The sequence below is a fragment of the Vreelandella titanicae genome, assembly GCF_014697095.1.
Classification (GTDB): domain Bacteria; phylum Pseudomonadota; class Gammaproteobacteria; order Pseudomonadales; family Halomonadaceae; genus Vreelandella; species Vreelandella titanicae.
Map to the genome: position 1 here is coordinate 1158779 of NZ_CP059082.1, position 16695 is coordinate 1175473.

Genomic DNA, 16695 nt, shown 5'->3' on the forward strand with positions numbered 1-16695 from the left:
TACTTGAAATTTCATGTGATAAGTCTAGCGAGGTGGCTGAGGTGACTATATTGACATCGAGGTTAAGCCTGGGGCAGGGGCCGCGCAAAGTGGTCGTCAAAGATACGATCGATATCGCCGGTTTCCCCACCTGTGCAGGATCCGCTGCCCTTGCTGACACACCGCCAGCCGTGGCCCATGCAGAGATCGTCGAGCGGACGCTCAAAGCGGGATACCACATCGTGGGGAAGGCCAATCTGCATGAGCTGGCGTTTGGTATGACGGGCATCAATGCTTGGGCTAGCACGCCAGAGAATCCGCGCTACCCCAGCCTTATCCCTGGCGGTTCTTCCAGTGGGTCGGCCGCCGCGGTGGCCGCTGGTCTTGCCGATATTGGCATTGGTACAGACACCGGTGGCTCTATTCGCGTCCCCGCTGCTTGCTGTGGTGTCTACGGTCTTAAGCCCACCTTCGGGCGCTTGAGTCGCCAAGGTGTTATGCCAGCGGAAAGTAGCCTCGATTGCGTAGGCCCCTTGGCTTGTGACCTTCACGCTCTGATAGCTTTCATGGCGGCGATTGACCCTCACTTTCAGTCGTCAATGGAGGGGGCCGAGCCTGTACTGGGGTGCATCGGCGTAAATGCTGAGTCGGCCATTTGGGCAAGTATCGAAGGCCAGCTCAGTCGGTCTGGCCTGGCGCGTGGGGATGTCGCCTTGCCGCTTATGGCCGAGGCGTTCGAGGCTGCCATGGTGATTATCAATCGCGAAACTTTCCGTGCCTGCGAGGCATTGCTTGCCACAGGCAAGGTGGGCGCGGATGTCGATCAACGTTTGAAGGCCGCTGCCGCGACGACCGATGCCGAGCTAAAAGAGGCGGAGCGCATACGTCGTGCCTTTACTGCCGAAGTAGATGCAGTGCTAGAGCGGCATGATGTCCTGGTGCTGCCGACGTTGCCGCATTTTCCCATGACCGTTCAGGATGCTTTTTCGGGCCACCAGGATTTGAAAATATCGTCCCTTGCGCGGCCCTTCAACCTATCTGGGCATCCCGCCTTATCGATCCCTCTTGAGTCTCAGCAAACATTGCCTGTCTCCATGCAACTGATTGGACGTCGTGGCGATGACGCGGGTGTATGCAGGGCTGCTTTGCAACTCATGGGCCGGGTTTCGTCAGCGGGAGAGGAACAAAAAAAAGGAGTGAATCATGCAACAACACATTGATAAATCACAGTGGGGAGGCGAGGAGCGTTTTGATGCGCTGCTTGAGTCAATCCGATCCCGGCGCAAAGAGCTCGAGGAGTTGCGCCATATCCCCATGGATATCATTGACGAATTCAAAGCCATTGGCGTCTATCGTGCCATGGTACCTGCCACCTACGGCGGTGATGAGAAGTCGCCCGCCGAGTTCCTGAAAATGGTCGAAGCGATCTCGGCGGCGGATGGCTCCTCTGGCTGGGTAGCGAGTTTTGGCATGAACCCCGCCTACTTGGCCGCGTTACCCGAGGAGACCCTAAAGGAAGTGTGGGGGGATTCCCCTGACATCGTCTTCGCTGGAGGGATTTTTCCGCCCCAACCCGCTGAGCGGGTCGATAACGGTTTTCGTATCAAAGGACGATGGAAATTTGCCAGCGGTTGTATGGGGGCATCGCTATGTGGCGTGGGCATTCTCCCCGCTGAAGAAGGTGCTCTGCCACGCATGGCAGTGCTGCCCCGCGACCAGGTGAAGATCGACCCGACCTGGGACATGTTGGGCATGGTAGCCACCGGCAGCCACGATCTCGTGGTCGAGGACGCTTATGTTCCAGAGGCCTGGACCTTCGTGCGCGGCGGCAAGCCCAACGTCGATACCGCCTTCTTCCGCTACCCATCACTCTCCTTCGCCGCTCAGGTGCTGGCAGTGACTACCCTGGGCTTGGCCCGGGAGGCACTGGATATCGTCCGCGCCATGGCCGGTGGGCGTAAATCAGTCACCGGTGCCCCCAATCTGGGTGAGCGTGAGTATGCCCAGATTGCCCTCGGCAAGGCCGAGGCCAAAGTTCGCGCCGCCCGAGCCTTCTTCTATGAGAGTACCGACGCCGCCTGGGCAAGCATTCAGGCCGGGGGCGAGCCAAGCCGTGAGCAGGTCAACCTGCTGCGACTCTCTACCACCCATTTGACCCAGGAGTGCGCCGAGTCGATTCGCAGCGTATATCAGATCAGCGGCATGACTGGGGCCGACAACGGCCACCCCCTGTCGCGAATCCTGCGCGACTCGCAGCTGTGTACCCAACACGCCTTTATGGGCGAGATCACCTGGAAGAATGCCGGCGCCATATTCTTCGGCCACGATCCTTTACCGGGCTACCTATAACCGCCCTACGTAGTTTAACCAACGGAGATCAACACTATGCATCGCGTACTTTTCTGCATCGGTATCAACCAAAATTTCATGAACGCTACGGCCGAGGAAGGCAAGCAAGTCTGGCAAGCCTTCAGCCAGATGATGCAAGGCATCGATGAACTTCCTGACGTCACTATCCTGGGGATCATGGATGACGACCGCATCATGGTCGGCCCTTCCACCACCGCCCCCTGGACCGCCTACATCATGGCCGATGTCCCTGATTACGAGACTGTTGTAGCCGCCTGCAACTTCTTCCGCACCATCCCGGTGGGGGATGGCACCTATAAGCTCTGGAAATACGCCCGTGTCGAAGCGCGTATCGGCCGTGAGTTGGTGGTACCTGAATAAAGACAGCATTAGCTGGCTAGGCATGAGGAGAACAAAATGAACCAATTAATCGACGTCAAAAACATCGCGCTCGAACCAGATCAACTGGTCAATAACGATAAGATTGCGACCCCGATGTACACCAGCTCGGCGCTGTTTGAGCAAGAGCAAGAGAAGATTTTCCGTAACACCTGGGTATGGGTAGCGCATACCAGCGAGATCCCCGATAAGGGGTCTTTTAAGCTGTCCAAAGTAGGTCGTGAACCGGTCATCGTGGTACGTGACCGTAAGGACAATATCCATGTAATGGTTAATCGCTGCCGCCACAGGGCAGCGACGGTGTGCGAGGTTCACAAGGGCAAGACCTCATCTTTCCAATGCCCTTATCACGGTTGGGGCTATGGACTCGATGGCAGCCTGCGTGCTTTGCCGAATCCCGAACAGTATGGCGATGATTTCGATAAGTCACAGCATGGGATGCTCAAGCTACGCGTTGAAAGCTATCAGGGCATGGTCTTCGCCACTTTCAACGAGGGCATTGAGCCATTGGAAGACTTCCTTGGTGCTGCCAAGAAGTGGATCGATCTGTTTATGAAACAGGGCGGTGGATACCCTGTAAAAACCCTTGGCGAACATCAGTTTTCGGTGCCAATGAACTGGAAGGTTCAGCTCGAGAACACCACCGACGCCTATCACTTTCCGATCGTGCATAAGTCCTTCCTGCAATCCCTCGATGAGGAAGCCGAAAAGACGTTCACCTTCCTTGATGGCGAAGGCTTCGTTGAAGACCTGGGTAACGGTCACTCCGTCATGGTCATGATTCCCGAACTCGTCGATCTAGAGGAGGACCTCGATCGCAAGATTCCAGAGCGTTTTGCAGAGCTGGCGCAGGCGCTGCGCGACGAAGGCTACCCGGAAGACCAAGTCCGTCGCATTGTGCGCGCGGTAGGTGGCTCTGGGTTCAACCTTAATCTATTCCCCAACGTGGCGTGCTCAATGGCCTTCTTCCGGGTGTTGACGCCCGTTGCTGTCGATAAAACTGATATTCGCCACATTGCCATTGGTATGGAGGGAGGTCCCGACATCGCCAATCGCGTACGTCTGCGCTTGCATGAACACTTTCAGGGCCCCATGGGCTTTGGTTCTCCCGACGATGCCGAGGTCTGGGAGCGAATCCAGCGGGGGGTCGATGGCGGTGCTGAACTACCGATTCTGGTCAATCGTGGCATCGAGAAGGAAGTGCCGGGCGAGGCAGGGCCACGTGGTCATGTATCGGATGAAACGGGCATGCGTGCCGCCTATGCGATGTGGAAACGGATGATGCAGGAGTGAACGAAATGAACGCAATCGACAATGAAAGCCTGCTCTGGCAGGTCACGCAGTTTATCTGGCACGAAGCGGCGATTCTGGACGCAAAAGAGTACGACGCTTGGCTTGATCTGTGGCAGCCAGAGGGCTTGTACATCATTCCTATCGAGGACGCCGACGATTACGCGGCAGTGCTCAACCTCTGTTACGACGATGACAAGATGCGCCGGGATCGTATTAAACGCTTCCAGGATGGTTTCTCGATCTCTTCGGCACCCCCTGCCGTCACCGTACGCACCTTGTCTCGTTTTGTGATCGATGCCGTCGATGGCAATACGGTTGTCGTTTCATGCGCGGAGCACCTGATTGAAGACAAGTTTGGGCGTCAGCGCATTTGGGCCGCCAATGTGCGCTACACCCTCACGTCCTCCGATACCGGCTTCCGTCTTCAGGAGAAGGTGGTTCGTCTACTCAACTCTGATGGAGTGCTGAATTCGTTCAGCTATTTGTTCTGATGAGCGTACCACTACCCGACAAAATTCAGACCGCGGTGGTGACCGGCGGCGCACGTGGACTCGGGGTTCACATCGTACGCGCACTGCATAAGGCGGGGTTTCGTGTCGTTATCACCGATATCGACACCGGCCCCGCCGAAGCGCTGGCATCCGAGCTCGACCTGGCCGGGGAAACCGCGGTGACCGCAACCCTCGATGTCGCCAAGCCAGAGGATTTCCAGTGCGTGCTGGACAAGATTGTCGCGCGCTGGGGCAGTTGCGAAGTGCTGGTCAATAACGCAGCCCGAACCGCTGTACAGGGAGTGTTTGATATTGACCCAGCCCACTTTAACGAAGTGATGACCACCAACGCTGGCAGTGTCTTTGCCGGTTGCCAGATCTTTGGTCGCCACTTCAGAGAGCGTGGCTATGGGCGCATCGTCAACCTGGCGTCGCTGGCAGGGCAGAACGGCGGTACCGCCACTGGCGCTCATTATGCAGCCTCCAAGGGCGCCATTCTGACCTTGACCAAGATTTTCGCCCGCGATCTGGCGGCGGACGGGGTGACCTGCAACGCCATTGCGCCGGGGCCGCTGGATACCCCGATGGTGCGTGAGGTACTCGGTGACAATCTGGATAAAGCGCTTGCCAATATCCCCGTAGGCCAGCTGGGTTCCCCTGAGCTGGTCGCGCAAATGGTGAGCTTTCTTGCCAGCCCTCAGGCGGCTTTTGTAAACGGTGCCTGCTGGGACGTCAATGGCGGCATTTACATGCGCTGAGCATCTGGAGATGACAATGCAAGATGACATCATGACCCTGCACGTTGTGCGCCGCGATATTCATACCAATGAGATCGCAGTGATCGATCTGGCTGCTGAGAGTGGCGCTGATCTGCCTGCCTTTGAAGCAGGCGCCCACATTGATATTCACCTTGATGAAGGGCTGGTGCGCCAATACTCGCTGAGTAATCCCCCAGGGGAGCGCCACCGTTATCGGCTCGGGGTGCTGCTCGACCCCGCCTCTAGGGGAGGATCCAAGGCAGTACACGAACGCCTACACGAAGGTGTCCAGGTGAAAGTTGGCGTGCCACGCAATCTATTCCCACTGGATGGATCGGCACCGCATAGCCTGTTGGTGGGCGGTGGCATCGGTATTACGCCAATGATTGCCATGGCGTACGAGCTGCGCGATGCCGGACGCTCCTTCGAGTTGCATTACTGCTGCCGTGGGCGTGAAAAGGCAGCTTTTATTGATGAGCTTGAGTCTGCCTTTGGCGATGCGTTAGTAATGCACTTCGATGATGGGGAGGCCTCCCAGAGGCTGGAAATAGAGACGTTGCTGGCGTCACAACCCGCCCATACCCACCTCTATGTATGTGGTCCCACCGGTTTTATGGACTGGGTGATTAATGCCGCCCGTCAGGCGGAGTGGCCGCAGAATCGTGTGCATTCAGAGTACTTCTCTGCAGAAGTGGATACCAGCGGCGCCGCATTTGAAGTGGAGGCGGTTGCCAGCGGCGTCACCGTTCAGGTGGAAGAGGGCATGTCCATCGCCCAGGCGCTCAAGGCGGCGGGCGTCAAGGTCAATGTTTCCTGTGAAGAGGGGGTTTGTGGCACCTGTATCTGCGAGGTGCTGGAGGGCACTCCCGATCACCGTGACCACTTTCTCAGCGAAGAAGAAAAGGAAGATAACGACCAGATTGCCGTGTGCTGCTCCAGGGCTAAAAGCGCACGCCTAGTCATTGACCTTTGATCCGCCAGCGTAAAGGGAAACCGCATGCATGCCGTCAAAACAAGACTATGTGAGCCGATTCTAAACCTGTGTGGCCTCTGCCTGTTACTGATCGCCTTTGTCATCGGTGTGGGGGTGTTGATGCATTTGTTTGGAGTGTCGCAACTCATTGCGTTTGAAACGCCCCATTGGCTGGTGGGGGGAGCAATTACGTTCAACTCTTTGATGGGGTTACAGGTACTGCTTTTTGCAGTGGCCATCATGATGGCCATCGCCCCGGTCTTACTACTGGACCGGCACGTTAGGGTTGATGTGTTCCACTCCCGTTTATCGGCACGCTATCGGCATGCGATCGATATTGTCGGGCATGCACTGTTCGGTATTCCTTTCTTTGCGTTGCTACTTCTTCCCGCCTATCGATTTGTCGAGCGCGCCTACTTGACCAGTGAGCGCTCGACAGATGGGGGGCTGACGGACATATACGTTATCAAGGCCACCCTGCCTATCGGAATCACCCTGTTTTTGGCGGTGCTGGTATATCTGTTAGTGAAACGAACTTGGTTATTTATATCAGGGAGCTCGGATCATGCTTGAACTCTGGCTGCCTCTCTCCATGGTGTTGCTGCTATTCGCGGGTATTTTGTCGGGCTATCCGGTGGCACTGGTGTTGGGTGGGGTGTCGGCCATTTTTCTGCTGTTTTCAGATCTCCCCTTGGCCTTCTCAAATCTCATGTTGACGCGCGTGTATGCGAACGCGCTGAGCAACTGGCTCTACGTTGCCATCCCGATGTTCATCATGATGGGGTTGCTGTTGGAGCGAACCGGCTTGGCCCGTGATGCTTTCCGCGTCAGTGAACGCTTGCTGCGCAGGCTTCCTGGCCATCTCGCGCTGACGGTGCTGTTCATCGGCGGGTTGATGGCAGCAACTACTGGTGTTGTTGGCGCTTCCGTTGTCCTGCTGGCGGTACTGGCGCTGCCTCGAATGCTCGATGCTGGCTACTCAGCATCGGCGTCGGCGGGGCTCATTTCAGCCTCGGGCACGCTAGCCATTCTGATGCCGCCTTCCGTTATGCTGATCATTCTATCCAGCCTGGTGTCGGTACCCGTCGGCCATCTGTTCAAGGCTGCCTTGATCCCGAGTGCTTTGTTGCTACTGCTCTACACCCTCTATTCGCTTGCCCTTGCATGGGGGCAGCGGCATTCACCTTTAACGGATATCAAACGCCCAGATGAGCAGCAAGGTGGCGGCGTTGGGCGCAACCTGCTGGCGTTATTCCCTTTCCTCGTACTGATCCCCATCGTACTGGGGACCATCGTCTATGGGGTGGCGACGCCTACGGAGGCCAGCGGTGTGGGCGTGCTGGCGGTGTTGGGGTTTGCCGGTGTCATGCGGAAAATTGATGTGGAATCGGTAATGGCAGCGGCGAGAGAGACCGTTGTCTCCACTGCCATGATCATGATGTTGGTCATTACGGCGACCTGCTTCTCGCTAATTTTTAAAGGGGTCGGCGGTGATGGCTTAATTCGCAGCAGCTTGGGACTGATGGGGGGAGGCAGCTGGAGCGTGTTAATCCTCATCCTATTGCTGGTTTTCGTGCTGGGGTTCTTTCTGGACTGGCTGGAAATATCCTTGATTCTGATGCCTATCTTTGTGCCTATCATCACCCAGCTGGAACTGTCGAATGGGCTTACCGGTGGAGCGCTGCTGGTGTGGTTTGCCATTCTGTTTGCTATCAATTTGCAAACTTCCTTTCTCACTCCCCCGTTCGGCGTATCGCTCTTCTATTTGAAAGGGGCCGTGGGTGATCGCGTTGCCACTCTGGATATTTATCGAGGCGTACTGCCCTTCATCGCCATCCAGCTGTTCGTCTTGCTACTGATCCTGCTGTTTCCGGGGCTGCTCATGCTGTAGCCGTTGTATCAACCATCACCGCACAGAACTTACGACACAGAACTTAGGAAATGGAACTTAGGAAATAGAACTTACTAAACAAATAGAACAGGAGTTAACACCATGACGTTGTCTTTGAAGAGCACCATTATCGGTACTGGAGCGTCGCTACTCGCCTCCACCGCGATGGCCCAGAATTTGACCCTGCAATCCGCTTTTCCCTTCAGTCTTGAGGTCATTGATACCTCAATACATCGCTTTGTCGAGGATGTCTCCACGGCGACCAACGGGGAGCTGACCTTCACTCCTTATGATGCCGGATCCTTTTCGCCCCCCTTCGAAATTCTGGAAAACGTCGGTAACGGCAGCCTGGACGCAGGTTGGTCGGCCGCCAGCTACTGGGCAGGTCAGATTCCGGCTGCCGCGCTGTTTCAAAGCATTCCCTTCGGCCCTGATGTACCTAAGTACCTGTCCTGGCTATATGGCGGCGGCGGTCTCGAACTGTGGGAGGCGCTGTACGCACCCCATAATGTCGTACCGATTCCCTGCGGCAGCATGATCTCTGAAGCGGGCGGATGGTTCACCGAGGAAATCACCAGTGTTGAAGACCTCAATGGTATGAGCATGCGCATTAGTGGTCTGGGTGGAGAGGTGATTAGTCGCTTGGGAGTGTCGCCAGTTTCCATTCCTGCTGGCGAGACGTTTCTCGGGCTTGATACGGGGCGCATTGGTGCCGCTGAGCTCAGCTTTCCCACCATTGATACCAGTGCGGGCTTCTTTGAAGTTGCCAAGCACTACTACTTCCCTGGTTGGCACCAGCCCGGCAGCCTCAATGAACTGCTGGTTAACGCTGACGTGTGGGCTGGCTTGGCAGAAAGCCAGCGCTTGGCCGTGCGCAATGCCTGCAGTGATTTGAGCATTCGTATGTTTGCCCACGATATGCAGGCTCAATCCGCCGCCCTGGAAGAGTTTCGCAGCGCTGGAGTAACCGCTGAACGCTTCCCTGAAGAGGTGTTGGCTGCCTTGCAGTTGGCCACAGAGGAGGTGCTGGAAGAAGCGGCTCAGCGTGATAACGACTTTGCCGACGTCATTGAGTCGTATCAAAACTTTAGCGAGCGCTATGACGAGTACCGCGAGCTAACCGCTTTTTAACCACCCCGAGCCAACCGCTCAAATACGGATAATGAGGATTGCGATGCCTACCGTTCACGTTTACATGATGTCAGGCCGGACACAGCAGCAGAAGGAATCACTGATCAGCGAAGTCACGGATGCTGTGGTTTCTTCGCTGAGTGCGCCCAAAGAGAATGTTCGGGTAATTATTAGTGAGGTACCCAAGAGCGAGTATGGAATTGGTGGCGTCACCGGCGAGAAGCTAGGGCGCTGATTTATAACAACAAGCACGCTGGAGAATGAAAAATGAACTTTGACGCAAGAGATTTCCGCCGCGCCCTAGGCAAGTTTGCTACTGGCGTCACGGTGGTAACTACCCGCAACGCCAGCGGTGAAAATTTTGGCGTCACCGCGAGTAGCTTCAATGCGGTGTCGATGGATCCGCCGTTGATCCTGTGGAGCATAGATAAAGGGGCTCACAGCCTCGCTACGTATCAAGTTGCTGAGCATTTCGTTGTCAATGTGCTGAGCAATGCCCAAGTCGATATCTCAAATCGTTTTGCAAGCCGTGGCGAGGATAAGTTTGCCAATATCACCTTTGAGGAGGGGGTTGGTGGAGCCGCCAAGATAACGGATGCGGCGGCCCATTTTGAGTGCCGTACCTGGAACGTCTATGAGGGTGGGGATCACCTTATTATTGTTGGTGAAGTGGTGCGTTATGCTTATCGGGACGCGGGCAGCGCGCTCGTGTTCCACAATGGCCGTTATGCGGTGCCTGAACCGCATCCCATGTTGCTACCTGTGAATGAACAGAGTTCCTTGAATGGTCGTTTGGGTAAGCATTTGCTCTACCTGATGCGCGAAGCCCTCGCCGCCTATCGCGGCGATTTCTATCCTCGGCTCGCCAGCCTCGGAGTCAATGACAATGAATGGCGAGTACTGACCTTACTGGCGGATCGTGGTGTTCTAGGGGTCGAAGATTTGGCCCGGTCTGTGGCCCAGCCTATTGCGGATCTCAACGATACATTGAATGGGCTACAAGAGCGTGCGCTAGTGGTTCTAGCAAACGATGGAAGTGTCCTGCTCAGCGAAGCGGGAGAGACGTTAGCGCTGCGCTTATTGGCTATGGCAGATGACTACGAGCAGCGTCTCTTCGAAAGTTTAGAGCCAACCGAGATAAGCACAATCAAATCAGGGCTAGGGCGAGTAATCGAACGCCTTGGTACTACTGCTTAAACATTGAATTCATTGGCAAGTAGGCTTGAGAAAGCACTACTTTCTTAAGACTAATTATAAGACAGATGGCGTGTTTTTCGCGCCGCAAAAACTTGGAGTTTAAAATGACACAGGTATCTGATAACGAACTGAAAGCCTTGGTATCACGTATCGAAGTACTCGAAGCAGAAGCTGAAATTCGCCGTATTCAAGCACGTTATATGTTTTTATGTGACACGCCGATTCCCGAGTATGGCGTGCAAAGTGATGATGAGCGAATTGATTTGATTATGGATTTGTATACAGAGGACGCTGTATGGGAAGGCGTTGGAGAATATTACGATAATCAATTTGGTCGCGCAGAAGGGGCTGCTGCTATCCGTAAGCATTTCGAAGGATTTTGGAAAAAAGACCAAGACCCTAAGCTCTTGCTAAACATTCACTATCTGACATCAGAGCAAATTCATGTGACTGGTGATACAGCGGAAGGCCAATGGGTGCACTGCCAACCCTGGATATTCTCTGATGGTAAGGCACTGCTTCGCTCATCAAGATTGAATAATGGTTTTCGCAAAGAGTCTGATGGTAAATGGAGAATTACTAGGACACGTACAGAGAATGTGTTTGTTGCACCTCTTAAGGAAGGTTGGGCGTCTGACTTTCCTTCTCAATCAATGTTGCTCAAACCCTGACTATATAACTTTTAAGGTTATTAAAAGCTTTGTGGGCTCATTATTACTATACCTTGAGCCCACTGCATTCTCTAAACAGTCTAGGTAAGAGCATGCCATATTCTTTTTTATATTCTACCAATCCTGCACGTATTGTTTTCGGTCCTGGCAGTTTGGAGCAAATTGCTGATGAGGTGCGCCGGCTGGAGTGTACCCGAGCGCTGGTACTGTCGACTCCCTTTCAGCGGGAGGATGCCGAGCGCCTTAGTCATCAGTTGGGAGAACTTGGAGCTGGCGTCTTTAGCGAAGCGGCTATGCATACTCCTGTAGAGGTGACTGAGCAAGCAATGGCAGCCTTTGCCGCAGTGAAAGCTGACTGTGTGGTCGCTCTAGGGGGGGGCTCCACTATTGGTCTAGGAAAGGCGATTGCTTATCGTAATAATGCGCCTCAAGTTGTCGTAGCCACGACTTACGCTGGATCGGAGGTTACTCCGATACTGGGGCAGACAGAGAACGGTGTGAAGACTACCGTTAAGGATGCATCAATTCTGCCTGAAGTAGTGATCTACGACGCCGAGTTGACCCTAGGGCTGCCGGTATCGATGAGCGTGACCAGCGGCCTAAACGCCATGGCCCACGCTGTGGAGGGCCTGTATGCCAAAGATCGCAACCCTATCACCACGTTGATGGCTATGGAGGGTATTCTCAGCCTTAAGGAAGCTCTGCCCGTAATCGTTGAGCGGCCAGAAAACGTGGAAGCTCGCAGTAAAGCTCTCTACGGTTCCTGGTTATGCGGTACCGTGCTGGGCACGGTTGGTATGGCTCTGCATCACAAGCTGTGTCATACCTTGGGCGGGAGCTTCAATCTGCCCCACGCCGAAACCCATGCCATCATGCTAGCTCATACTGTGGCCTACAACGCTCGGGCTGCAAAGGATGTACTCACACCCGTTGCCGAGCTATTTGGTGGTGAGTTGGGTGGAGGGCTTTACGACTTTGCCAGATCCCTAGGTGCCCCCCTGGCGCTCAAGGAACTAGGGTTGACCGAGGCCGAACTGGATCTGGCTGCTGGCCTGGCGATGAAGAGTCCCTACTGGAACCCTCAGCCTGTCGAGCAAGAAGCGGTACGTGAGTTGTTACAGTATGCCTGGAGCGGTGCCCGCCCCGAATGATCAATCAGGGCTTGTCAAAGCGAGGCCCCAGCAAGGAAAACAGTATGACCAGAATAGGTTATTTCACTGAAGAAAACTCCATCGAGGCAGTTAACGGTCGCATGAGTAAAGAGACCGCTCCGCGCTTGCAAGCGGTCATGGCCTCACTGATCAAACACCTACATAGCTTCGTCAAAGATGTCGAACTCACCCAGGAGGAGTGGGAAGCAGCTATTGAATTTCTTACCCATACCGGTCAGATATGCGATGACAAACGCCAGGAGTTCATCTTGCTCTCTGATACGCTAGGCGTCTCGATGTTGGTAGATGCGATCCAGCACCGCCGCCCCCCTGGTGCTACTGAGAACACGGTTTTCGGCCCCTTCCATGTGGATGGTGCCCCAGTACTTGAAATGGGTGCCAATATCTCCCTGGACGGTAAGGGAGAAACCTGTCTCTACGAGGGCCGCGTGCTTGATCTGGACGGTAACCCTGTCGAAGGTGTGCGAATCGACGTGTGGTCAGACAACAGCGAGGGCTTTTACGATGTCCAGCAACCGGGAGAGCAGCCGACCTGGAATAATCGCGGAGTATTCATTACCGGTTCCGATGGTCGCTATTGGTTCACTGGTATCAAACCTGTGCCTTATCCCATTCCGGACGATGGCCCAGTGGGACAGATGCTGACATTGCTCGGACGTCACCCCTGGCGTCCTGCCCACATGCATTTCATGCTTAACCATAGCCGCTACGAACGCATCGTTACACATACATTCGTCTCCGGAGATCCTTATCTTATATCGGATGCTGTTTTTGGAGTGAAGGACTCTTTAATAATCGACTACTTACCCTGCAGTGAAGAAGGCGTAATGTGGAAGGCTAGTTTTGACTTTTTTATAGTTGAGAAAGCGACCAAAAGAGACACTGAACGCAGCAACACCTAGAGGTGTTCGCTGACATACTAAAGAAAGTAGTACCTGGCACTCAGAACTTACAATAGTTTTGCGCTTGGAGCTTGAGACCGCCCAGCGCAGCCACCAGTGCATGATCTTCGTGCCTTACGGCTTAATGCAATACACAGGTCTTTATTGCGAAGCCCTGTAAAGCGAATGGCAAGTCAGTTTTTTCCACCACAGCTATTTTACCCGTGAATACGCCTGCTTTTTTAGGGAGCTGCCATCCGAGATTTGTCAGCGCGCGGCCTCTGGTTAAATGTAATCAAAATTATGAAAATCGATCAAACCGATAGGGCATTGGGTCTATGACCGGTGGGTTGCCAGAGAGAAGGTCGGCTGCTAATTCACCGGCGGCTGGCGAGGTACCAAACCCATGACCGGAAAACCCAGTCGCCACCGTTAGCCCTGGAAGCTTGTCCACCGAACCGATCACCGGGTTGGAATCCGGTGTAATATCGATCATGCCTGCCCACGTTTGTTCGATTTCGGCTTGCTCGAACGCTGGCCATGCTGCTTTCAGGTTGTTTAACGCCTCGTTGTTGAGAGTTTGGTTTGCGGCTGGGTCTATCGTCCGCACGCGTTCAAAGGGTGAGCGTTGGGTGGCGGACCAGCGGCGTGGCAGCGCTAAATCTTTGAAAAAATGCTTGTTGAGTCCTATTCGTAGAAGGTTACGCTGGGCACGTAGCGACTTCATGTAGTGCATACCGACCCGTAAATGATCCAGCGTTAGCGGTGCATCCAAAGCACCTCGCTGAGTGATAATAAAGCCACCGTCCCGATGCTTACGAAATGAAAAATCGGGCGCACCGACTGCAATATCAGTGGGGCCTTCCATGGGCTTTGTGCGCAGAACAGAGCTAATGAGAGGAAGCGTAGGCAGAGATACGCCGTGATTGCCCAAGAAACGCCGTGACCACATGCCCCCCGCTAAAAGTACCTGATCGCAGCGAATTTCGCCTTTTTCGGTAACCACACCGTCGACCTTGCCTTGGGATGTCGATAATGTGCGCACTGCGCAATTTTCAACAATAACGGCTCCTTTGGCGATAGCGGCTTTAGCAATCGCGCTGGAGGCGAGCGTCGGTTCTGCGCGCCCATCTGAAGGGGTGAAGATTCCACCAGCCCAGTCGCTACGGTTACCAGGTACCATATCGCTGATCTCACGAGGACTAAGCAGTTGGGAGTCCAATGAAAGATGCTGAACAGCGTTTAACCAGTTTTCATAGACTGACATCTGGGTGTCTGTACGGGCCACAAACATAATGCCTGACTGTCGATACCCGACGTCACTACCGACACGCTCAGGCATCTCTGCCCATAGGCGGTCAGCGGCCTGGGCTAGCGGAATATCTTCTTCATGGCGGCTCGTCTTGCGAATCCAGCCGAGATTGCGCGATGACTGCTCGCAAGCAATTCGGCCTTTTTCAAGTACGACGACGGGAATGTTGCGCTCTGCCAAGGTCAGAGCGGCGGTGAGCCCGATAATACCGCCGCCAATGATGACAACAGTTGTCGAAACAGGCAGATGTTGTGATGTCTCGACGGGGATTATTGACGGAGCCATAAAGTCGGTGTCCTTAGGAGTGTGCTTTAGCCTACTAGAAGGTGCGGACTCCCAGGGAGGCCGCACTAGCAGGATAAGTAATCGCTTATTTTGCAGCCGTATTGATCACGTCTGCTGTTGTTTGCGAAGCCCCTTTATAAGCAGTGACTTCGAGCTCGACTTTATAAACGGTTGAACCCAGGGGGGGGCACGTTACCGTGGAGGCTGGATCAACGCCTTTAAATTTTTGCCCGATAATTTCCATAACAGTCGGTACATCTTGCGGATCCTGGATAAACACGCGTGACATAACGACGTCCGCCAGTGACGCATCGATTGACGATAGGGCGGTTTCAATATTGGCAAACACTTGATGTGTTTGCTCGACAACATCTTCCGGGATCTCTTTTGTTTCTGGGTGGCGGCCAGCCGTATTGGAAACAAAAATCCAGTTATCAACCGCGACTAATCTTGAATAGCTGGCACGCTCTTCAAACGTTGAGCCTGTCTTGACTTTTACTATGTGAGCCATCGTTTTATCCTACTATCCTGAACTATTTAGTGATCAATCGTTCGACGTACTAAAAGATGCCTGTGGCTGATATCAGCTCAACACGGGGGTTTCCCACAGGTTTAGCGAGACGCCGATACCTTTTTCGATAGCATTACGGTAGACATACGTTGCCCATGCCACATCTTCCACTGGCATCCCCCCAACGGATAGCAAGATGATCTCGTCATCATTTTTTCGCCCTGGCGCTTCGCCCGTCACGATTTCGCCTAGGTCTTCCAACTGGTCGAGAGTAATTTTCCCCTCGGCAATCATGTCCATAAAGCGAACCCCAATCACTGGTATATAGTGGTGGGCTGGCTTGGGCACTTCTTCGTACCAGGCCTGATAAAGTCCAGTATTGTCGAGGACTTTACGTGCCTCTTTCTCCATCCCTTCATCCAGGTTGCATAACGCTGGCATGGAGAGAAAAGCGCCGGGTTTGACCCACTCTCGTTTGACGAGGGGGTAGGTTGAAGGATCACCCACTTCACCAGAGTTGCAGTAGGTGACGATATCGGAGTCGCGTACCACGGCTTCAATACTATCGACTACCTGAATATTAGTGATTTGCGGATAGCTGTCTTTAACCCATTGGATGAAATTGTCGAGACTTTTTTGCCCGCGCCCTTTCACCTTGATCGTATCGATAGAGGGACAAACTGCCATAAAGGCAGAGACAGATGTTTTTCCCATCACACCTGGGCCTAGTAAGCCAATGACTTTGGAGTCCTTGCGTGCCAAATGCCGGGCACCTACGCCAGGTACGGCGCCGGTTCTATAAGCGGATAGCAGGTTGGCCGACATAAAAGCTAGAGGTGCGCCGGTATCAGCATCACTTAACGTGAAGGTAAGAATAGAGCGTGGTAGCCCCTTCTCTCTATTGGCGATGTTAGACCCATACCATTTGACCCCGGAGGTGCGAAAGCTACCACCTAAATAAGCAGGCATTGCCATCATGCGGCGGTCTGCTGTTGGCTTGGGCATCGTGGGAAATGGTGACTCCTCAGGAAACATGATCATCGCGCCGTGCGAGTCGTTATTGGGGCCTGCCATACGGTAATCACCCTGGTGGAGCAGGCTGAACACCTCTTCCATCGCATCCACGCAAGCGGGCATATCAGTCACACCGGCGCGTATCATGTCTTGCTCGGAAAGGTAAATAAAGTCGATTTGTGTGTTATTTTTCATTGTAGACCTCGGTATCGTCATTGTTTTCCTCAGGGGCTTAAAACAGCAGCTACCTCAATATATTGTGCTGTGAAATACGTCACCCATAAGTGTTTTTGAGCGTGGTTTCCGACACGCTGTTGAATAAAACTACGTCTCATAAGTCGGCAGCGTTAGCACAAATCGGCAACTTGTTACTGCTAATGAGGAAGGA

General features: G+C 54.0%; 18 protein-coding genes. 15 read left to right on the forward strand and 3 right to left on the reverse strand.

Annotated features, from left to right (window positions below):
* Window positions 1–41: 41 nt before the first annotated feature.
* From HZS52_RS05455 to HZS52_RS05525, 15 genes are all read left to right on the forward strand, one after another.
* Window positions 42–1199, forward strand: a complete 1158-nt coding sequence (locus HZS52_RS05455) for an amidase (protein WP_190374297.1) — start codon at window positions 42–44, stop codon at window positions 1197–1199.
* Window positions 1183–2328, forward strand: coding sequence for an acyl-CoA dehydrogenase family protein (locus HZS52_RS05460; protein ID WP_141440310.1), 1146 nt, complete (start codon window positions 1183–1185; stop codon window positions 2326–2328). Before HZS52_RS05455 ends, HZS52_RS05460 begins: the two co-directional genes overlap by 17 nt.
* Window positions 2329–2364: 36 nt before the next feature.
* Window positions 2365–2709 (forward strand): IacB protein, encoded by a 345-nt coding sequence (locus HZS52_RS05465; protein ID WP_141440311.1) that lies wholly within the window; start codon window positions 2365–2367, stop codon window positions 2707–2709.
* 36 nt (window positions 2710–2745) lie between these two features.
* Window positions 2746–4020: an aromatic ring-hydroxylating oxygenase subunit alpha gene (locus tag HZS52_RS05470; RefSeq protein ID WP_141440312.1), complete on the forward strand. Its 1275-nt coding sequence runs from the start codon at window positions 2746–2748 to the stop codon at window positions 4018–4020.
* A 5-nt stretch (window positions 4021–4025) separates the two neighbouring features.
* Window positions 4026–4511: an aromatic-ring-hydroxylating dioxygenase subunit beta gene (locus tag HZS52_RS05475; protein WP_141440313.1), complete on the forward strand. Its 486-nt coding sequence runs from the start codon at window positions 4026–4028 to the stop codon at window positions 4509–4511.
* Window positions 4511–5269 carry an SDR family NAD(P)-dependent oxidoreductase gene (locus tag HZS52_RS05480; protein ID WP_041157361.1) on the forward strand — a complete coding sequence of 253 codons (759 nt, stop codon included), beginning with the start codon at window positions 4511–4513 and terminating at the stop codon, window positions 5267–5269. The genes HZS52_RS05475 and HZS52_RS05480 overlap by 1 nt, the downstream gene beginning before the upstream one ends.
* 16 nt (window positions 5270–5285) lie before the next feature.
* Complete coding sequence (locus HZS52_RS05485; RefSeq protein WP_041157360.1) at window positions 5286–6242, forward strand: PDR/VanB family oxidoreductase; 957 nt, start codon at window positions 5286–5288, stop codon at window positions 6240–6242.
* A gap of 24 nt (window positions 6243–6266) precedes the next feature.
* The gene (locus tag HZS52_RS05490; protein ID WP_190374298.1) at window positions 6267–6815 is read left to right on the forward strand and encodes a TRAP transporter small permease subunit; all 549 of its coding nucleotides are present in this window, start codon (window positions 6267–6269) and stop codon (window positions 6813–6815) included.
* Complete coding sequence (locus tag HZS52_RS05495) at window positions 6808–8133, forward strand: TRAP transporter large permease (RefSeq protein ID WP_141440317.1); 1326 nt, start codon at window positions 6808–6810, stop codon at window positions 8131–8133. Before HZS52_RS05490 ends, HZS52_RS05495 begins: the two co-directional genes overlap by 8 nt.
* Window positions 8134–8235: 102 nt before the next feature.
* The gene (locus tag HZS52_RS05500) at window positions 8236–9264 is read left to right on the forward strand and encodes a TRAP transporter substrate-binding protein (protein ID WP_159177758.1); all 1029 of its coding nucleotides are present in this window, start codon (window positions 8236–8238) and stop codon (window positions 9262–9264) included.
* 43 nt (window positions 9265–9307) lie between these two features.
* The gene (locus HZS52_RS05505) at window positions 9308–9499 is read left to right on the forward strand and encodes a 2-hydroxymuconate tautomerase (protein WP_088700097.1); all 192 of its coding nucleotides are present in this window, start codon (window positions 9308–9310) and stop codon (window positions 9497–9499) included.
* Window positions 9500–9531: 32 nt separating this feature from the next.
* Entirely contained in the window at window positions 9532–10461 is a 930-nt protein-coding gene (locus HZS52_RS05510; protein ID WP_141440319.1) for a flavin reductase, read from the forward strand.
* A gap of 104 nt (window positions 10462–10565) precedes the next feature.
* Window positions 10566–11132, forward strand: a complete 567-nt coding sequence (locus HZS52_RS05515) for a nuclear transport factor 2 family protein (RefSeq protein WP_190374299.1) — start codon at window positions 10566–10568, stop codon at window positions 11130–11132.
* 92 nt (window positions 11133–11224) lie between these two features.
* Entirely contained in the window at window positions 11225–12283 is a 1059-nt protein-coding gene (locus HZS52_RS05520; RefSeq protein WP_141440321.1) for a maleylacetate reductase, read from the forward strand.
* Window positions 12284–12327: 44 nt separating this feature from the next.
* Window positions 12328–13206 carry an intradiol ring-cleavage dioxygenase gene (locus HZS52_RS05525; protein WP_141440322.1) on the forward strand — a complete coding sequence of 293 codons (879 nt, stop codon included), beginning with the start codon at window positions 12328–12330 and terminating at the stop codon, window positions 13204–13206.
* Between the two features lie 280 nt (window positions 13207–13486).
* On the opposite strand, the gene HZS52_RS05530 is transcribed toward HZS52_RS05525, so the two are convergent.
* The 3 genes from HZS52_RS05530 to HZS52_RS05540 all read right to left on the reverse strand — a co-directional run bounded on the left by HZS52_RS05530 (window position 13487) and on the right by HZS52_RS05540 (window position 16502).
* Window positions 13487–14782, reverse strand: coding sequence for an NAD(P)/FAD-dependent oxidoreductase (locus HZS52_RS05530; RefSeq protein WP_190374300.1), 1296 nt, complete (start codon window positions 14780–14782; stop codon window positions 13487–13489).
* A gap of 85 nt (window positions 14783–14867) precedes the next feature.
* Complete coding sequence (locus HZS52_RS05535; RefSeq protein ID WP_190374301.1) at window positions 14868–15293, reverse strand: RidA family protein; 426 nt, start codon at window positions 15291–15293, stop codon at window positions 14868–14870.
* A gap of 72 nt (window positions 15294–15365) precedes the next feature.
* Window positions 15366–16502, reverse strand: coding sequence for an ornithine cyclodeaminase family protein (locus HZS52_RS05540; protein ID WP_190374302.1), 1137 nt, complete (start codon window positions 16500–16502; stop codon window positions 15366–15368).
* Window positions 16503–16695 lie beyond the last annotated feature (193 nt).

Coding starts and splice junctions, on each gene's coding strand:
- HZS52_RS05500 (WP_159177758.1), top strand. CDS start 8,236: ATGACGTTGTCTTTGAAGAGCACCATTATCGGTACTGGAGCGTCGCTA.
- HZS52_RS05470 (WP_141440312.1), top strand. CDS start 2,746: ATGAACCAATTAATCGACGTCAAAAACATCGCGCTCGAACCAGATCAA.
- HZS52_RS05525 (WP_141440322.1), top strand. CDS start 12,328: ATGACCAGAATAGGTTATTTCACTGAAGAAAACTCCATCGAGGCAGTT.
- HZS52_RS05495 (WP_141440317.1), top strand. CDS start 6,808: ATGCTTGAACTCTGGCTGCCTCTCTCCATGGTGTTGCTGCTATTCGCG.
- HZS52_RS05540 (WP_190374302.1), bottom strand. CDS start 16,502: ATGAAAAATAACACACAAATCGACTTTATTTACCTTTCCGAGCAAGAC.
- HZS52_RS05530 (WP_190374300.1), bottom strand. CDS start 14,782: ATGGCTCCGTCAATAATCCCCGTCGAGACATCACAACATCTGCCTGTT.
- HZS52_RS05460 (WP_141440310.1), top strand. CDS start 1,183: ATGCAACAACACATTGATAAATCACAGTGGGGAGGCGAGGAGCGTTTT.
- HZS52_RS05480 (WP_041157361.1), top strand. CDS start 4,511: ATGAGCGTACCACTACCCGACAAAATTCAGACCGCGGTGGTGACCGGC.
- HZS52_RS05465 (WP_141440311.1), top strand. CDS start 2,365: ATGCATCGCGTACTTTTCTGCATCGGTATCAACCAAAATTTCATGAAC.
- HZS52_RS05475 (WP_141440313.1), top strand. CDS start 4,026: ATGAACGCAATCGACAATGAAAGCCTGCTCTGGCAGGTCACGCAGTTT.
- HZS52_RS05490 (WP_190374298.1), top strand. CDS start 6,267: ATGCATGCCGTCAAAACAAGACTATGTGAGCCGATTCTAAACCTGTGT.
- HZS52_RS05515 (WP_190374299.1), top strand. CDS start 10,566: ATGACACAGGTATCTGATAACGAACTGAAAGCCTTGGTATCACGTATC.
- HZS52_RS05520 (WP_141440321.1), top strand. CDS start 11,225: ATGCCATATTCTTTTTTATATTCTACCAATCCTGCACGTATTGTTTTC.
- HZS52_RS05505 (WP_088700097.1), top strand. CDS start 9,308: ATGCCTACCGTTCACGTTTACATGATGTCAGGCCGGACACAGCAGCAG.
- HZS52_RS05510 (WP_141440319.1), top strand. CDS start 9,532: ATGAACTTTGACGCAAGAGATTTCCGCCGCGCCCTAGGCAAGTTTGCT.
- HZS52_RS05535 (WP_190374301.1), bottom strand. CDS start 15,293: ATGGCTCACATAGTAAAAGTCAAGACAGGCTCAACGTTTGAAGAGCGT.
- HZS52_RS05485 (WP_041157360.1), top strand. CDS start 5,286: ATGCAAGATGACATCATGACCCTGCACGTTGTGCGCCGCGATATTCAT.